General features: G+C 71.7%; 13 protein-coding genes. 5 read left to right on the top strand and 8 right to left on the bottom strand.

What is annotated here, in order from left to right; translation table 11 throughout:
- The first annotated feature begins 28 nt into the window (after positions 1-28).
- Positions 29-1,090 (top strand): NADP-dependent oxidoreductase, encoded by a 1,062-nt coding sequence (locus HP445_RS10060; protein WP_128780897.1) that lies wholly within the window; start codon positions 29-31, stop codon positions 1,088-1,090.
- Between the two features lie 43 nt (positions 1,091-1,133).
- Here HP445_RS10060 and HP445_RS10055 read toward each other — a convergent pair whose 3' ends face one another.
- From HP445_RS10055 to HP445_RS10045, 3 genes are read right to left on the bottom strand one after another with little or no spacing between them, the layout of a single operon-like run.
- Positions 1,134-1,994 carry an ABC transporter permease gene (locus tag HP445_RS10055; protein ID WP_128780898.1) on the bottom strand — a complete coding sequence of 287 codons (861 nt, stop codon included), beginning with the start codon at positions 1,992-1,994 and terminating at the stop codon, positions 1,134-1,136.
- The gene (locus HP445_RS10050) at positions 1,981-2,979 is read right to left on the bottom strand and encodes an ABC transporter ATP-binding protein (protein WP_128780899.1); all 999 of its coding nucleotides are present in this window, start codon (positions 2,977-2,979) and stop codon (positions 1,981-1,983) included. The genes HP445_RS10055 and HP445_RS10050 overlap by 14 nt, the downstream gene beginning before the upstream one ends.
- Positions 2,980-2,996: 17 nt before the next feature.
- Positions 2,997-4,073 carry a LolA family protein gene (locus HP445_RS10045; RefSeq protein WP_128780900.1) on the bottom strand — a complete coding sequence of 359 codons (1,077 nt, stop codon included), beginning with the start codon at positions 4,071-4,073 and terminating at the stop codon, positions 2,997-2,999.
- Positions 4,074-4,198: 125 nt separating this feature from the next.
- Here HP445_RS10045 and HP445_RS10040 point away from each other — a divergent pair, with 125 nt between their 5' ends.
- On the top strand, positions 4,199-5,680 hold the full coding sequence (locus tag HP445_RS10040) for an FGGY-family carbohydrate kinase (RefSeq protein WP_128780901.1): 1,482 nt from the start codon (positions 4,199-4,201) through the stop codon (positions 5,678-5,680).
- A 93-nt stretch (positions 5,681-5,773) separates the two neighbouring features.
- On the opposite strand, the gene HP445_RS10035 is transcribed toward HP445_RS10040, so the two are convergent.
- From HP445_RS10035 to HP445_RS10020, 4 genes are all read right to left on the bottom strand, one after another.
- Complete coding sequence (locus tag HP445_RS10035; RefSeq protein WP_111087363.1) at positions 5,774-6,256, bottom strand: ribose-5-phosphate isomerase; 483 nt, start codon at positions 6,254-6,256, stop codon at positions 5,774-5,776.
- Entirely contained in the window at positions 6,253-7,992 is a 1,740-nt protein-coding gene (locus tag HP445_RS10030) for a dihydroxyacetone kinase family protein (protein WP_128780902.1), read from the bottom strand. The genes HP445_RS10035 and HP445_RS10030 overlap by 4 nt, the downstream gene beginning before the upstream one ends.
- 72 nt (positions 7,993-8,064) lie before the next feature.
- A complete protein-coding gene (locus HP445_RS10025; protein ID WP_217499821.1) occupies positions 8,065-9,381 on the bottom strand; it encodes an MFS transporter in 1,317 nt (438 codons plus the stop codon).
- A 29-nt stretch (positions 9,382-9,410) separates the two neighbouring features.
- Positions 9,411-10,571 (bottom strand): zinc-binding dehydrogenase, encoded by a 1,161-nt coding sequence (locus HP445_RS10020; RefSeq protein ID WP_111038191.1) that lies wholly within the window; start codon positions 10,569-10,571, stop codon positions 9,411-9,413.
- A 107-nt stretch (positions 10,572-10,678) separates the two neighbouring features.
- Here HP445_RS10020 and HP445_RS10015 point away from each other — a divergent pair, with 107 nt between their 5' ends.
- Positions 10,679-11,536, top strand: a complete 858-nt coding sequence (locus HP445_RS10015; protein ID WP_128780903.1) for a GolD/DthD family dehydrogenase — start codon at positions 10,679-10,681, stop codon at positions 11,534-11,536.
- A 53-nt stretch (positions 11,537-11,589) separates the two neighbouring features.
- Positions 11,590-12,567 carry a sugar-binding transcriptional regulator gene (locus HP445_RS10010; protein WP_128780904.1) on the top strand — a complete coding sequence of 326 codons (978 nt, stop codon included), beginning with the start codon at positions 11,590-11,592 and terminating at the stop codon, positions 12,565-12,567.
- A 304-nt stretch (positions 12,568-12,871) separates the two neighbouring features.
- Here the strand turns inward: HP445_RS10010 and HP445_RS10005 are convergent, their stop codons facing one another.
- On the bottom strand, positions 12,872-13,396 hold the full coding sequence (locus tag HP445_RS10005) for a DinB family protein (protein ID WP_111047236.1): 525 nt from the start codon (positions 13,394-13,396) through the stop codon (positions 12,872-12,874).
- Between the two features lie 191 nt (positions 13,397-13,587).
- Between HP445_RS10005 and HP445_RS10000 the strand changes: the two genes are divergently transcribed.
- Complete coding sequence (locus HP445_RS10000; protein WP_175330807.1) at positions 13,588-15,120, top strand: MFS transporter; 1,533 nt, start codon at positions 13,588-13,590, stop codon at positions 15,118-15,120.
- Positions 15,121-15,321 lie beyond the last annotated feature (201 nt).

The following is a 15,321-nucleotide window of genomic DNA, read 5'->3' as shown; positions in this document are numbered from 1 at the left end:
GACGCACACCTGGAGCGAAGGAGCACCCATGCGAGTCGGCAGTGCAGTGCAGTACGACCGGTACGGCGACTTCGACGTCGTCGAGCTCGTCCCCCAGCAGAAGCCCGAGGCCGGACCGGGCGAGATCGTCGTCGAGATCGTGGCCGCGGGCCTGAACCACATCGAGCGGTTCCTGCGCGAGGGGAAGCTCCGCGACCACGTCGACCTCGAGTTCCCCGCACACCAGGGAGTCGACTTCGCCGGCATCGTGCGCGCGCGGGGCGACGGCGTGAAGGACCTCCGCATCGGCGACGAGGTGATGGGGCACGCGCCGACCGGCGGCGCCCACGCCACGTGGATCGCGGTGCCGCGCGGCGCCGTCATCAAGAAGCCGGAGCACGTCGGGTGGGAGGTCGCCGGCGGCCTGTACCTGGCGGGCTGCACCGCGGTGTCGGTCGTCCGGTCGCTCCGGCTCGGACCGCAGGACACCGTCGTGATCTCGGCCGCAGCCGGTGGCGTCGGACACATCGAGTGCCAGCTGGCGCACGACGCCGGCGCGACCGTGATCGCCCTCGGCAGCCCGCGCAACCACGACTACCTGCGGCAGATCGGCACGCTGCCCGTCGCCTACGGTGACGGCGAGGAAGACCGCATCCGCGACATCGCCGACGGCCGGCCGATCACCGCGTTCATCGACAACCACGGCGAGAGCAACGCCGAGCTCCTGGCCGAACGGCTCGGCGTCGGCCAGGAGCGGTTCGTGTCGTCCGAGGAGCGCCGGGACATCGAGGTCCGGTTCCTCCGCGCACCCGCCGAGGACGAGGAGACCCGCGAGCTGCTCACCCTGCTGGCGAAGGCCGTGCAGGACCGTCGCGTGCAGGTGCTGATCTCGGGCTTCTACCCGTTCGAGTACATCGTCGAGGCGTACGAGGACCTGGCGGAGATGAAGTCCCGCGGCAAGGTCGTGATCGGCATGCAGACCGTGGAGACCGGGGCGCGGCTCGACTGGTACCGCTCCGAGAAGGCCCGTGACCTGCGCGACCGGTACGCCGATGCGCGGGGGACCGACACGGAGACGATGGCCGGCGGATCGGCGTCGCCCGCGAGCTGATCCTCGCAGGGGCCCGGCACCTTCGTGCCGGGCCCCTGCCGCGTCAGCTCAGGATGTCCTTGGAGGCGAACCGGCTGTACGCCAGCGCCCCGAACACCACGACGTACCCGAGCTGCAACACCGCGTTCGACCCGAACGAGTCGAACGAGATCGGGTCGCGCAGCAGGTCGCCGAACCCGAGCCACTGGTGCGAGAACAGGAACGGGTGCAGCCAGTCGAGCTGGGGGAGCTGGTCGAGCACCTGCGACGCCCCGGCGAGCACGACCGTCGCGGCCATCGCCCCGACCGGCACGTTCGTCAGCGTCGAGGTGAACATGCCGATCGCCACGAGCCCGAGCATCGACATCGCGACGTACAGCGCGAGCAGCAGGGCGCGGCCGGCGTACGACCAGCCGCCGACCTGGGTGCCGGACAGCAGCGTGACGGGGCCGATCGGGAACAGCAGGGCGCCGATCGCCGCACCGACCAGCACCACCAGCAGCGTCGCGGCCAGGCAGAACGCGACGGCACCGGCGAACTTCACCAGGATGAACCGCACGCGGCCCGTCGGTGCGACGAGCAGGTAGCGGATCGTGCCGTGGCTGGCCTCGCCCGCGACGGTGTCCCCGGCGACCACGCCGACGGTCAGCGGCAGGAACAGCGGGATCGACACGGTCAGTGCGGTGAACGCGACGAACAGGCCGTTGTTGGTGATGTCGCCGAGGAACGCCGGACCGCCGTCGTCGCCGTCGGTCGTGAGCTTCACGGCGACCGCGATCAGGATCGGCACGAGCGCGAGCGCCCCGAGCATCGCCCAGGTGCGGCGACGCCGGAACACCAGCGCGAGTTCGGAACCGAGCAGTGCGAACGGGCGCTGCCGGCGGCGGACGGGCAGGTTGCGCACGGCCGCGTCAGGCTGCGACATCGAATCCCTCTCCGGTGAGTGCGACGAACAGGTCCTCGAGGGTGCCGCCGCCCACCGTCAGGCCGCGCACCCGGACGTCGGCGCGCACGAGCTCCGCGGTGATCGTCTCGGGCAGCAGCTCGTTCGGCAGGTCGGCCACCAGCACGTCGGCCCCGCCGTCGTGCCGCGGGGTGAGCCCGAGCCGGGTGAGGACGGCACCGGCCTGCCCGACGTCGGGCGTCCGCACGGTCACGGTCCGGGCCCCGGCTGCGCGCAGCTCGTCGAGGGGCCCCTGCGCGACGATCTTGCCCGTCCGCATGACGGCCGCGTGCGTGCAGACCTGCTCGATCTCGGCGAGCAGGTGGCTCGACACGAACACCGTGGTGCCGTCGTCGGCCAGGGAGCGGATGAGGTTGCGGACCTCGCGCGTGCCCTGCGGGTCGAGGCCGTTGGTCGGCTCGTCGAGCACCAGCAGGTCGCGCGGGGACAGCAGGGCGTTCGCGAGACCGAGTCGCTGCTTCATGCCGAGGGAGTACGCGTGCGCCTTCTTGTCGGCCGCGTGGGTCAACCCGACGCGGTCGAGGGCATCGGCGACGCGCGCCTTGCGGGAGCGCGGGTCCGACGTGGGGTCGGCGGCGTCGAAGCGCTGCAGGTTCGCCCGGCCGGACAGGTACGGGTAGAAGGCCGGACCCTCGACGAGTGCCCCGACGCGGGGCAGGACGTCGTGCAGCGCCTTCGGCATCGGTTCGCCGAGCAGCTCGATGGTGCCGCCGCTCGCGCTCGAGAGTCCGAGCAGCATCCGGATCGTGGTGGTCTTGCCGGAACCGTTCGGCCCGAGGAACCCGAACACCGCGCCGCGCGGCACCGCCAGGTCGATCCCGTCGACCGCACGCTGCTTGCGGAACACCTTCTGGAGGCCCGTGGTGCGGATCGCCAGGTCGGGTGCCGGCCCGGCCGTGCTCGCCCCGTGGTCGGCTGCGCTCGCCTGGTGGTCGGCTGAGCTCACCTCGTGGTCGTCCGCGCTCACTTCGCGGCGTCGACCAGGGAGGCGACCGGCACGGCACCCGCGAGCACGCGGCCGTCGTCGGTCAGGTAGACCGAGACGAGCGACGTCTGCACGGCACGGCCGCCGTCGACGGGCTTCGTCAGCTGGTCGAGCAGGCCGGAGGCCTCGCCCTCGAGCCCGGACCGGTCGACCGTACCCGCGGGGAGCTCGGCGATGGTGCTCCAGCCCGTGCCCGTGAAGGTCGGCTCGTCACCGCTCGGGGTGCCACGGCGGTCGCCGTGCTCGCCCTTCGCGTGGGATCCGGCGTCCGACAGGTCCTTCTCGGTCACCTTCGCGTTCGACGGCGGGGTGAAGTCGAAGAGCCCGGCCGCCGGGGCGCCGTAGTCGAGGCTCGTGAACCCGACCTGCACCGCGGGGTCGTCAGCGCCGGCGGCCTGGACGCTCGCGCGGAGCGGGAGCCCGGTCTGCTGGTCGACCGCCAACCGGACGGCTCCGACGAGGGTGTCGGACGACTTCGGCGTCAGGGTGATCTGCCAGGCGTCGTGTCCGGCGACGCTGACCTCGGTCGGCTTCGACACGGTGGTGGTCGGGGTGATCGCGTCGATGGCCTGCTTCGCGATGTCCGCCGGGGTCGTCGTGCCGCCCTGCGGGTCCTTCGCGGTGTCGCTCGGCAGGGTCACGTGCGTGGCCGTGCGCTCCTTCGAGTCCCAGGTCCAGACGTCCGAGCCGTTTCGGACGACGTCCTGCTCGGCGAGCTGCTGCGTCAGCTGGACGCGCTGCTTGTCGGGGCCGTCGACGTAGACACGGGCGGTGTGCGACGCGGTGAGCAACCCGAGCACGTCGGAGGCGTCGCCCTCGAGCGAGGAGCCGCCGGACCCGGTGGGCAGTTCGGGGAGCCCGAGTGCGCTCGTCTGCGAGAGCTTGCCCGAGTACTGGGCGTCCGACGACTTCGCGATGCTGGCGATGACGGCCGCCGCGCTGGGGTTCGTCCCCGCGATCGGGTCGTTCGCGGCGTTCGCGATCATCGGGGCGGCAACGGCGCCGGCGACGACGACCGGTGCGATGACGGCTGGCAGCCAGGCTGACTTCTTCATCGGGTTCCCCTCGTGGAGCATTGGAGTCGTCGGTACCGTACGTCCGGCCCCCGACAGGCAGCTGGGCGTCGCTCGTAGACTCGTGGCGCGACCGGCGGCGGTCGTGTGGCGGCGAAGGAGGCGGCATGCGAGCGGTGCTCGGTCTGGACATCGGGACGTCGAGCACGAAGGCGTTGCTGGCCCGGTTCGACGGCACCGTGCTCGCCGAGGTGAGCCGTCGCCACGAGGTCGACCGCCCCGAGCAGGGCCTCGTCGAGATGGACTCCGACGTCTGGTGGGAGGAGTTCACTGCCCTCACCCGCTCCCTGCTCGACCGCGTGCCCGACGTCGAGGTGCAGGCGGTCGGCGTGAGCGGCATCGGACCGTGCGTGCTGCTGACCGACGTCGACGGTGCGCCGCTCGGTCCGGCGATCCTGTACGGCATCGACACCCGCACGGCGGAGCTGCTCGACGACGTCACGGCCGAGCTCGGCGGCGAGGGCGCGATCCGTGCCCGCTGCGGGTCCGCCCTGAGTACCCAGGCCGCCGGCGTGAAGCTCGCCTGGCTCGCCCGGCACGAACCCGACGTCTGGGCGCGGGCCGTCCGGTTCACGATGCCGTCGTCCCGCGTGGTCGAGCGGCTGACGGGCGAGTACGTCCTCGACCACCACTCGGCCAGTCAGACGACACCCCTCTACGACGTGCACGCGAACGCGTGGATCCCGGAGTGGTGCGACCGGCTCGCACCCGGTCTCGCCATGCCGCGCCTGCTGTGGTCCGGTGACCAGGCGGGCGTCGTGACGCCCGAGGCGGCCGCGGCCACGGGCCTCCCGGCCGGCATCCCCGTGACGGCCGGGACCATCGACGCCTGGGCCGAGGGCGTGAGCGTCGGTGAGTCCGTGCCGGGCCGGATGTTCCTGCAGTACGGCACCACGATGTTCATGATCGTGCCGACGGCCGAACCCACGGCGGTGCCGGGGCTGTGGACGACCGTCGGCACGCACCCGGGCCAGCCGAGCGTGTCCGGGGGGATGGCGACCTCCGGGGCGATCACGGACTGGTTGCGACGGCTGGTCGACGGCGAGTGGTCGACCATGCTCGAGGAAGCGCGGTGCTCCGGCATCGGGGCGAACGGGCTGCTGATGCTGCCGTACTTCGCGGGGGAGCGGACGCCGATCGCCGACCCCGACGCCCGCGGAGTGCTCGCGGGGCTGACGGTCCGGCACACGCGCGGGGACATCTACCGGGCGACGCTCGAGGCGACGGCGTACGCGGTACGGCACCACCTCGAGGCCCTGCGCGACGCCGGGGTCGAGGTCCGTGAACTCGTCGGGGCCGGCGGCGGGCTGCTCGGACGGCTGTGGCCCACGATCGTGTCGGACGTCACCGGGCTGCGGCAGACGGTGCCGAGCGTGACGATCGGTGCGTGCTTCGGCTCGGCGTACCTGGCTGCCGAGCTCGTCGCGGGGCCGGGCGACACCGTGGACATCGGTGCGTGGAACCCGCCGGCGACGGTGATCGAACCGGACCCTGCGGCGACCGCGGCGTACGAGGCCGGCTACCGGGACTACCGCGAGCTGTACGAGGCGACGAAGGCCGTCGTGCACCGCCTGGCCGCGCGCGGGTGAGCGGCGGCGCTCGGCGGAACACCGGTGTTCGCGTGCCGAACACCCGAACGGGCGTGTTCAGCGCGCGAACACCGGTGTCGTGCGGAACCCTGCCTACGCCTGGGCGTCGACCCCGGTGGGCGCGCTGCCGTCGTACTCGCAGATGGCGTTGACCTTCTCGGCGCTGGCACTGGAACGGTCGAACTCGTAGCCGAGCCACTCCTTCGCCAGACGGCGGGCGAGCTCGATGCCGACGACGCGCTGCCCCATGCAGAGCACCTGGGCGTCGTTCGACAGGATCGACCGCTCCACGCTGTAGGAGTCGTGCGCGGTCACAGCGCGGATGCCCGGCACCTTGTTGGCGCTGATCGCCACACCGAGGCCGGTGCCGCAGATCAGGATCGCCCGGTCGGCTTCGCCGTTCGCCACCAGGCGCGCAGCGTCCACGGCGACGTGGGGGTAGGCGGTGTGGCCGTCCGCGTCGACGCCGACGTCGGTGACGTCCGACACCCGGTCGTCGGCGAGCAGGTCGGCCTTGATGATCTCCTTGTAGTCGAACCCGGCGTCGTCGGACCCGATCACGAGACGGTACGTCATGCGTGTGTTCCTTCCTTGTCAGCACGGGCGGCGAGGACCTCGCCGATCCGCGTGAGGATCATCCCCATCGAGGTGGCACCCGCGTCGGGTGTCCCCAGGCTCTTCTCGGCCAGCGGCCTGGCCCGTCCGACCTTCGGCGTGAGGTCGGCGGTGGCCTCGGCCTGCTCGACCGCGACCCGCGCCGCGGTCTCCCACGCTGCCACGAGCGGTGCGCCGGTGTCGACGGCCCCGCGCAGTTCGTCCACGAACGGCAGCAGCGCGTCGAGCAGCGTCTTGTCACCGCGGGACGCCCCGCCCAGGTGGCCGATCGAGTCGGCGAAGGCCTGCGCCGCGTCGACGACGTCGGCGGCCTGGTACGACTCGCGGTCGTCGCCGAGGGAGCGGCCGAACGCCTCGAGTGCGGCGCCCCACAGGACACCGGAGGTGCCGCCCGCGAACGCGGCCCACGCGTCACCGGCGCGTCCGAGGACGAAGGCGACCCCGGCCTCCGGGCCGAGCCCGTCGACCGCCTTGCGCGCCGCACCGATCCCCTTGACCATGCCGCGGCCGTGGTCGCCGTCCCCGGCGACCGCGTCGATGCGGCCGAGCGTCTCCTCGTGCTCGCGCAGGAGCGCGTCCATCGCCTCGACGGCGGCTCGCACCGTCTGCGCGGCCTGCCGGGAGGCATCGGTCGCCTCCGGCACGACCGTCGCCTCGTCCTCGGCGGCGTCCACCGCGTCGGCCGGCACGAGCGCCGCGACCGGCGCCGCCACCTTGCGGTACGCGGGCGTGTAGGCGTCGGCGCGCCAGAGGCGTTCGAGTTCGTCGTCGAGCCACTGCAGCGTCAGCGAGCAGCCGCCCATGTCGAGGCTCGTGACGAGTTCGCCGACCTCGGGTTCGACGACCTCGAGCCCCGCGTCCTGCAGCAGCGGCAGCACCCGGCCCCAGAGCAGGAAGAGTTCCTCGTACTTGGTGTCACCGAGCCCGTTGAGGATCGGGGCGACCCGGGAGCCGGCGGCTGCGGGGCGGTCGGTGAGCAGCCGTTCAGCGAGCAGGGACGCCAGGTCCGTCGCACGGAGCAACGGGACGTCCTGGATGCCCGGCTCGCCGTGGATGCCGAGCCCCAGGCCGAGGTGGCCGTCGGGGACGGTGAACAGCGGCTCGGTCGCGCCGGGCATGGTGCAGCCCGAGAACGCGACGCCGATGGTGCGGGTCGCGGCGTTCGACGCACGGCCGATCCGCTCGACCTCGTCGAGGTCGGCTCCCTCGGCAGCGGCGGCGCCCATCGCCTTGAAGACGGAGAAGTCGCCGGCGATGCCGCGCCGCTTCGTCTCGTCGTCGGCACTGGCGACGTCGTCGGTGACCACGACGATGCGGGTGTCGATGCCCTCGGCACGCAGCCGCTCGGCCGCGAGCCCGAAGTTCATGGTGTCGCCGGCGTAGTTGCCGAACGACAGCACGACACCGCGACCCTGGTCGGCGGCCTTGGCGACCGAGTAGACCTGCGCGGTCGACGGCGAGGTGAAGACGTTGCCGACGACGGCGCCGGTGGCGAAGCCCGGACCGACGACGCCGCAGAACGCGGGGTAGTGGCCGGAGCCGCCCCCGACGACGACGGCGACCTGCGGTGCGGCGCCCTCGGTGGGCAGGGTGACGACGCCGCCGTGGACGCCGCGGACCCGATCGGCGTAGAGCGCGAGCCAGCCGCTCAGCTGGTCTTCGGCGAACTCGTCCGGGTCGTCGTGGATCGTGGTCATGGTGCGGGTCCTCCGGGGATGGTGGTGGGTGGTGCACCGGGCGACGACGGGACGGCCGTCGTCGCCCGGAACTCAGTGTCCTCGGTCGCCCTGCGGGACCTTGAGGAAGTGGATCATCACGAACGCGCAGGCGTACAGGCCGACGAACGTCCACGTGGCGGCCTGGCCGCCGCCGCCCAGGGCGAAGACCGCGGCGACGACACCGGTGCCGAGGAACGCCGCGCCCCCGGCGGCCGTGGTGTACATCGCCATCGCGGCGCCCTTGTGCTCGGAAGCGAGCGCCGGCATGATCGCGCCCATCGGCACGAACCCGGCGAGCAGACAGCCGAACACGCACCCGGCGACGACGGAGAGCACGTAGCCCCAGTCCGAACCGGCGGGGACGAGCTGCGGCACGTACCACCAGGCGATGAGCCCGAGGGCGGAGCCGACGATGCCGAACCACTTGACGGTGCGCTGCCAGCCGATCTTGTCGCCCACCCAGCCGAACAGGGCGTTGACCAGGATGTTCGTCGCGTAGACGCAGACGGTCATGAGCAGCCAGCGGCTCTGGCCCCAGCCGCGCTCGTTCGCGATGACCGCGGGGAGCACGACGAACATGCCGAACTCCGGCGCGGTGTTGATCAGGCGGACGAGGAAGCCCATCAGGATCTTCGGTCGCGTGACCGTCAGGCGGATGCCGCTCGTCAGCACCTGCCAGGCGCTCTCGCCGGCGGGGGCGATGCGCGTGAACCCGTTCGGCAGCCGGACGCCGAACAGCATGATGAGGAACCCGATCACGACGAGACCGATCGAGGCGACCATCGCGCCGGTCTCACCGACCGTTCCGCCGCCGAACACCGGGATGGCACCGATCGCGAACAGCGAGCCGAGGGTCGGCAGGCCACCCGTGAAGGCGACGTAGAACCAGCCGACCGCCGAGCCGTTCCGTTCGACCGGGGTGGTGATGTTCACCCAGACCAGGAACGCGAAGGCGAACAGCGGGTAGCCGAACCCACGCAACGCGTAGGTGACGGCGGCGAACGGGACACTGCCGGCGCCGAGTGCCAGCAGGAACAGGACCTCGAACACGACCCAGACGGCGAAGCCGAGGATCATCACGCGGCGCGGGCCGACCAGGTCGGACAGAGCCCCCGAGATGTAGCTGCCGATCAGTGCGGCCAGGCTGTAGAACGTGACGATCGTCGCCACGGTGGCCTCGGGGCTGCCGAGGACCGCCACCATGTGCGGCGTGATGAAGTTCGACTCGACGCCGTTCCCGGTCATGAAGACCAGGACGGCGACGAACCCGAGGGCGAGCGGACGGGGGATGCCCATCCGGTCCAGGCGGCCCTCGGTGCGGGGCGCGGTCGTGCGGGCGCCGGTGGCGCGGGCTGTCGTCGCTGACATGCTCGTTCTCTCCCTGCTGGCGGAGTCGGTCAGGCCTGAGCGGCCTGTGCGGCCGTGGTGGGGGCGGTCAGGGACGGGATGATCGACACCTTGACGCTGGCACCGGCGGAGTCGCCGACCAGGTCGAGGGCCTCCTGGAACTGCTCGAGCGGGAACTGGTGCGTGCAGATCTCCGACATCGGCAGGGTCTCGGCCTCGAGCAGCTTGATCGCCGCCGGCCAGGTGTGCGGGCCGAGGTGGGCGCCGCGCACGTCGAGTTCCTTGTCGTCCGAGATGATCGACCAGTCCACGGACACGTCGTCCTTGAACACCGAGTACTCGACGAAGGTCCCGAGCTTGCGGAGCAGGTTCAGTCCCTGCGGCACCGCGGACGGGTGCCCGGTGGCCTCGATGTAGACGTCGGCGCCGTAGCCGTCGGTGAGCTCCTTGACCCGGGCGACCGCGTCCTCCTGGGCGATGTTGATCGTGAGGTCGGCGCCGACCTTGCGAGCCAGCTCGAGCTTCGCCTCGACCACGTCGAGCGCGATGATCCGGAGCGGGTTCTTCTGCCGCGCACCGGCGATGGCGGAGAGGCCGATGGGGCCGGCACCGGCGATCACCACGGTGTCGCCGAACTTGATGTCCCCGCGCTCGACGGCGTGGAACGCGCAGGACAACGGCTCCGAGAACGCGGCGACCTGGCCGGGCAGGGCCTTCGACACCGGGTGGGTCAGCGCCTTCGCCGGCACGAGCACGTACTCGGCCATCGCGCCGTCGTAGCCCTTGAAGCCGAACATGTCGTGCACGTTGCACATCCAGTAGGCGCCCTCGAGGCAGTAGCGGCACTCCCAGCACGGCACGATCTGCTCGCAGGCGATCCGGTCGCCCAGGTCGACGCCGCGCTTGGCCAGGGCGGCGTCGTCACCGGCGACGATCGTGCCGACGAACTCGTGTCCGGGGATGCGGTCGCGCTCCGCCCAGGCCGCACGGTTCTCGTCGCCCCAGAACTTCGCGGCACCGTGGTAGCACTTCAGGTCGCTCGCGCAGATGCCGACGGCGTCGGTGCGGAGCAGGAGTTCCCCGGGGCCGGGCGTCGGGACGGGACGCTCCTCGAGCCGGTAGTCACCGGGGCCGTGGACGACGACGGCGCGCATCGTCGTGGGGATCGTGGTGGGGGCGGTCGTGGCCGCGTTCTCGGTCGTCGTCGACATGAGCTGTTCCTCCGTTGGGTGGCTTCGGCGATGACTGTACACCTTCCAGAACGTTTGTCCAGAACACAATTTCTGATAGGTTCGGCACCGAACGCAAGGGAGCGAACATGACGACGGACTTCGCCGCGGCCCTCCGACCGGGCCCCGACACGATCGACCTGACCAACGACTTCAGCGGCCGTACGGCGGTGGTGACCGGCGGGGCGTCGGGCATCGGCAACGCCATCGCCCGGGCCCTGGCTGCACGGGGTGCCCGTGTCGCCGTCGTCGACGTCCGTGCTGACGGCGCCACGTCGGCCGCGGCCGACCTGCCCACGTCCGCGGCGCCCGTGACGGCCGGGCCGGACGTCGCCGCCGACGGGGCGGGCACGGCCACGGGCCTCCACGCCGGGTTCGCCTGCGACGTGACCGATGCCGACTCCGTGACCCGCACCGTCGCGGACGTCGTCCGGCACTTCGGCGGCGTCGACGTGCTGGTGAACTGCGCCGGCATCGCCGCGCTCGCCCCGGCGGAAGACCTGGCAGCCGACACCTGGGCGGCGACCATCGACGTCAACCTGACCGGCACGTTCCGTGTGGCGCAGGCCGTCGGCCGGCACATGCTCGACGCCGGGTACGGGCGGATCGTGAACATCGCGTCGCAGGCGGCCCACGTCGGCATCGACGGGCACGCCGCCTACTGCGCGTCGAAGGCCGGCGTCATCGGCCTGACGACGGTGCTCGCGCTCGAGTGGGGCGGACGCGGCGTCACCGTGAACACCGTGTCGCCGACCGTCGTCCTCACCGACCTCGGCCGTGCGGCCTGGGCGAACGAGAACGGCATCCGGCACCAGGACGAGATCCCCACCGGCCGCTTCGCGACCCCCGACGAGATCGCCGCGGCCGTGCTGTTCCTGGCGGGGGAGTCGAGCGCCATGGTGAACGGTGCGGACCTCCGTGTGGACGGCGGGTTCACGATCCGCTGAGCCCTGCTCGGACTACGATCGCGGTGTCCGATCGAGTCGAAGGGTCCTGCTCCATGTCGTCCGAGAGCACCGCTGGCCCCGGCCCCGCCGCCGACGCGTCGCGGACCCGGTTCCCGCTGGACACCGTCTACCAGGCGGCGCGGATGTACTACCTCGAGGACGCCACGCAGGTCGAGATCGCCTCGCGCCTCGGCGTCTCGCGCCCGACCGTCTCGCGGCTCGTCGCCGAGGCCCGCAAGGCCGGACTCGTCCGCATCGAGGTCGTCGACCCGTTCCAGGACGAGACCGTGGCGCTCGCCGAACGCCTGCAGGTCGTGCTCGGGCTGCGCGCGGTCCACCTCGCCGCGGTCACCCACGCCGCCACGCTCGGCGCCGACCTGGCCGCACCGCTGGCCGCCGCGGTCGAGGGCATGGGACTCGTCCCCGGCGACGCCGTCCTGATGTCGTCGGGGCGCACGGTGTACGACGTCGCACGGTCCGGCATGCCGACCATGCCCGGCGTGCAGCTCGTCCCGACCGTGGGCGGGCAGGCCGACCCGATGCCGTGGTTCCAGACGAACGAGATCACCCGGACGGCCGCGGAGCACTCCGGCGCGATCCCGGCGTTCCTGTTCGCCCAAGCGCTGCCGTCCCCGGCGATGCGGTCCACCCTCGACGAGGACCCGGCGTTCCAGCACGTCGTCGGGCTGTGGAGCCGGGCGAAGGGCGCGATCCTCGGCATCGGGGCACCGACCCACACGCGCGACGCCCTGGCCCGGGGCATCCCGGTCGAGGACGCCGCGTTCGACCGGGCGGCCGGCGACGTCTGCCTGAACTTCTACGCCGCGGACGGCTCGCCGATCGAGTTCCCCGGCAGCGACCGGATGGTGCGGACCTCGCGCGAGATCCTGTCGACCGTGCCGCACGCGGTCGGGGTCGCCGTGGGCAGCGCCAAGGTCACGAGCATCGTGGCCGCGGTGCGGGGTGGGCTGGTCAACGAGCTGGTGACCGACGCCGCGACGGCGCGCGCCGTGCTCGACGCACTCGCCTGAGCGCTCCGGCTCGGCGCCCGATCCTTCCCATCACGCATGCGATGGATGGTGCTTTCGGGCATACCTGGTCGATTCTTCGTGGCAGGTACGCCCGGTTTCGGTAGGTACGCCCGGTTCCGGTAGGGACGCCCGGTTCCGGCAGGTACGCCCGATTCCGGTAGGTACGCCCGGTTTCGGCAGGTACGCCCGGATTCGGTCGGTACGCCCGGTTTCGGCAGGTACGCCCGGTTTCGTGGGTGACCGCAGACGGCCTGGAGGCGCGGGGCGGCGCCGCACCGCGCCTCCAGGCCGGTGGTCCCCACGTCTAGAGCGCGCGCCGCACGTCCCACAGGTGGTGCACCGGGTCGTGCGCGTAGTAGGTGGCGAGCGTCGCGACGGTGAAGGCGCTGCCGTCGGACCGGAGCCCGGTGCGCTCGAGCACCTCGTCGGGCACCGCCGCGAAGGCCCGGGCCGCGCGGTCGGCCGACTCCCGCAGTTCCCGAGCGACGACCGCGGGGTCCTGCTCGCCGTAACGGTCCTCGACGGCGGTGGCGTCCTGGTCCCAGTTCGGGAACGTCGGTGCGTCCTCGGTGAGCATCAGCTCGAGGCGCTCCGCCATCTTCCGGTGCACGTCCCGCACGTGGGCGCCGTACTCGAGCGGGGACCACGTGTGGTCGTCGGGGCGGTCGCGGACGTCGTCGCGGTCGAGCACCGCTGGCCACCCGGTGGTGTTCTCGTCGATGATGCCCGGCACGTCGCGGACGGTGACCGCGCTGCCGTCGTAGCCGCACTCGGGACACGCGGACTCGATGACCCACGTCCAGTTCTTCGTCTCGGGTTCGATCGCCATGGGCCGATGTTATGGCCTCGTTACTCAGCTTCCGGGTTCGCCGGACTGGTGCGGATCGGCGGCGACCCCCGTTCGGGTGACACGCCGTTCCCTGAGAATCACCGGCCAATGACATTTCGGTTGCTCGGTAACGTCGCTCGCTGTTCTGGGCCGGTTCCCGACGGCCCACCGATCTTCTCGAGGAGCAAGGCATGGGTTCCGACCCCAGCAGTACCAACACCCGACCACACCGACGGCTGCGCGAGAGCGACGTCACCGTGGTCGACAAGAGCATGATGCGACGAGCCGTCAGCGGCATGGTCGTCGGCAACACCATGGAGTGGTACGACGTCGGTGTGTACGGCTACCTGGCCGTGACGATGGGGAAGGTCTTCCTGCCGACGGCCGAACCCTCGGTGCAGATCCTGTTCAGCCTCGGTGTCTTCGCGGCGACGTACATCGCACGGCCCCTGGGCGGCATCGTGTTCGGACGCCTGGGCGACAAGATCGGCCGGCAGAAGGTGCTCGCGACGACGCTGATCATGATGGCGGCGTCGACGTTCCTGATCGGGGCGCTCCCCGCGTACGCGACGATCGGCGTGTTCGGCCCGATCCTGCTCGTCGTGCTGAAGCTCGCGCAGGGCTTCTCGACCGGTGGTGAGTACGCCGGGGCGACGACGTTCGTCACGGAGTACGCCCCGGACCGCCGTCGCGGGTTCTTCGCGAGCATCCTGGACTTCGGCAGCTACCTGGGCTTCGCGCTCGGTGCCACGGTCGTGTCGGTGCTGCAGCTCACCCTGGGCGAAGAAGCGATGACCGCGTACGGCTGGCGCTTCCCGTTCCTGGCGGCCGGTGTGATCGGCGTCGTGGCGATCTACTTCCGGCTGCGCATCGAGGAGTCGCCGGTGTTCCAGGCGACCCAGGCCGCGCAGGAGGCCGCGACCGAGTCCCGTGCGTCCTTCGACGGTGAGCGTCCGGCCAACGTCGTCGCGATGGTCCGTCAGCACTGGCGCCCGATCGTCATCGCGATCATGCTCGTCGCCGCGTCGAACACCGTGGGCTACGCCCTGACCTCGTACATGCCGACGTACCTGACCGACTCGCTCGGGTACTCCGCCATCGACGGCACGCTGCTGACGATCCCGGTGCTCCTGCTGCTCGCGGTGATGCTCCCGCTGACCGGCAAGCTCTCCGACCGCCTCGGCCGCCGCGTCGTGATGTGGATCGGTGCCGCCACCACGGTCGTGCTCGTCGTGCCGGCCTTCATGCTCATCGGGCACGGGGCGCAGTGGTCGACGCTCGCCGGCCTCGGGCTGCTCGCGCTGATGACCGCGCTGTGGGTGTCGAACCAGGCTGCGTCGCTGCCGGCGCTGTTCCCGACCTCGACGCGGTACGGCGGCATGGGGTTCGCCTACAACATCGCGATCGCGGTGTTCGGTGGGACCTCGCCCCTGATCGTGCAGGCGCTGCTCACCGCGACGGGTGACGAGCTCGCGCCGGCGTACTTCCTGATGGCGATGAGCGTCGTCGGAGCGATCGGTGTCTTCTGCATGAAGGAGTCCTCGCAGCGCCCGCTGCCCGGGTCGATGCCGGCTGTGGAGACCGAGGACGAGGCGAAGGAGCTCGTGCTCACGCAGGACACGAACCCGCACCTGGACCTCGGTGACCTGCCGTTCGCGGCGCAGGACGCGGCGGCTGCCGCTGCGCGTGAGGCTGCTGCGCGGGAGGCGTCGCCGGTGCGGTGACGCGTGCGGGGGATCGGTCGGCGGGGTGTTTCCGACCGACGTCGAACGACGGGGTCGTTGTCGCACGACAACGACCCCGTCGTTCGTTGCGTGCGCGGGCTGTTGCACCGTTCTGGGAGCGACGATGTCGCCGTCGTACGACATCGACAGTGTCGTTCGGCGTCCGCACCCGCCCGCGCGCCCGCACCAGCACCCGCACGC

Origin of the sequence: Curtobacterium flaccumfaciens (assembly GCF_013359815.1) — a bacterium.
Classification (GTDB): domain Bacteria; phylum Actinomycetota; class Actinomycetes; order Actinomycetales; family Microbacteriaceae; genus Curtobacterium; species Curtobacterium flaccumfaciens.
The sequence above is the reverse complement of the archived record's forward strand: the minus strand, read 5'-3'. Positions and strand labels throughout refer to the sequence as shown.

What these genes read in the sequence shown, in the direction of transcription:
- HP445_RS10055 (WP_128780898.1), bottom strand. Translation starts at nt 1,994, where the DNA reads ATGTCGCAGCCTGACGCGGCCGTGCGCAACCTGCCCGTCCGCCGCCGG.
- HP445_RS10010 (WP_128780904.1), top strand. Translation starts at nt 11,590, where the DNA reads ATGTCGTCCGAGAGCACCGCTGGCCCCGGCCCCGCCGCCGACGCGTCG.
- HP445_RS10020 (WP_111038191.1), bottom strand. Translation starts at nt 10,571, where the DNA reads ATGTCGACGACGACCGAGAACGCGGCCACGACCGCCCCCACCACGATC.
- HP445_RS10045 (WP_128780900.1), bottom strand. Translation starts at nt 4,073, where the DNA reads ATGAAGAAGTCAGCCTGGCTGCCAGCCGTCATCGCACCGGTCGTCGTC.
- HP445_RS10035 (WP_111087363.1), bottom strand. Translation starts at nt 6,256, where the DNA reads ATGACGTACCGTCTCGTGATCGGGTCCGACGACGCCGGGTTCGACTAC.
- HP445_RS10030 (WP_128780902.1), bottom strand. Translation starts at nt 7,992, where the DNA reads ATGACCACGATCCACGACGACCCGGACGAGTTCGCCGAAGACCAGCTG.
- HP445_RS10060 (WP_128780897.1), top strand. Translation starts at nt 29, where the DNA reads ATGCGAGTCGGCAGTGCAGTGCAGTACGACCGGTACGGCGACTTCGAC.
- HP445_RS10025 (WP_217499821.1), bottom strand. Translation starts at nt 9,381, where the DNA reads ATGTCAGCGACGACAGCCCGCGCCACCGGCGCCCGCACGACCGCGCCC.
- HP445_RS10000 (WP_175330807.1), top strand. Translation starts at nt 13,588, where the DNA reads ATGGGTTCCGACCCCAGCAGTACCAACACCCGACCACACCGACGGCTG.
- HP445_RS10015 (WP_128780903.1), top strand. Translation starts at nt 10,679, where the DNA reads ATGACGACGGACTTCGCCGCGGCCCTCCGACCGGGCCCCGACACGATC.
- HP445_RS10005 (WP_111047236.1), bottom strand. Translation starts at nt 13,396, where the DNA reads ATGGCGATCGAACCCGAGACGAAGAACTGGACGTGGGTCATCGAGTCC.
- HP445_RS10040 (WP_128780901.1), top strand. Translation starts at nt 4,199, where the DNA reads ATGCGAGCGGTGCTCGGTCTGGACATCGGGACGTCGAGCACGAAGGCG.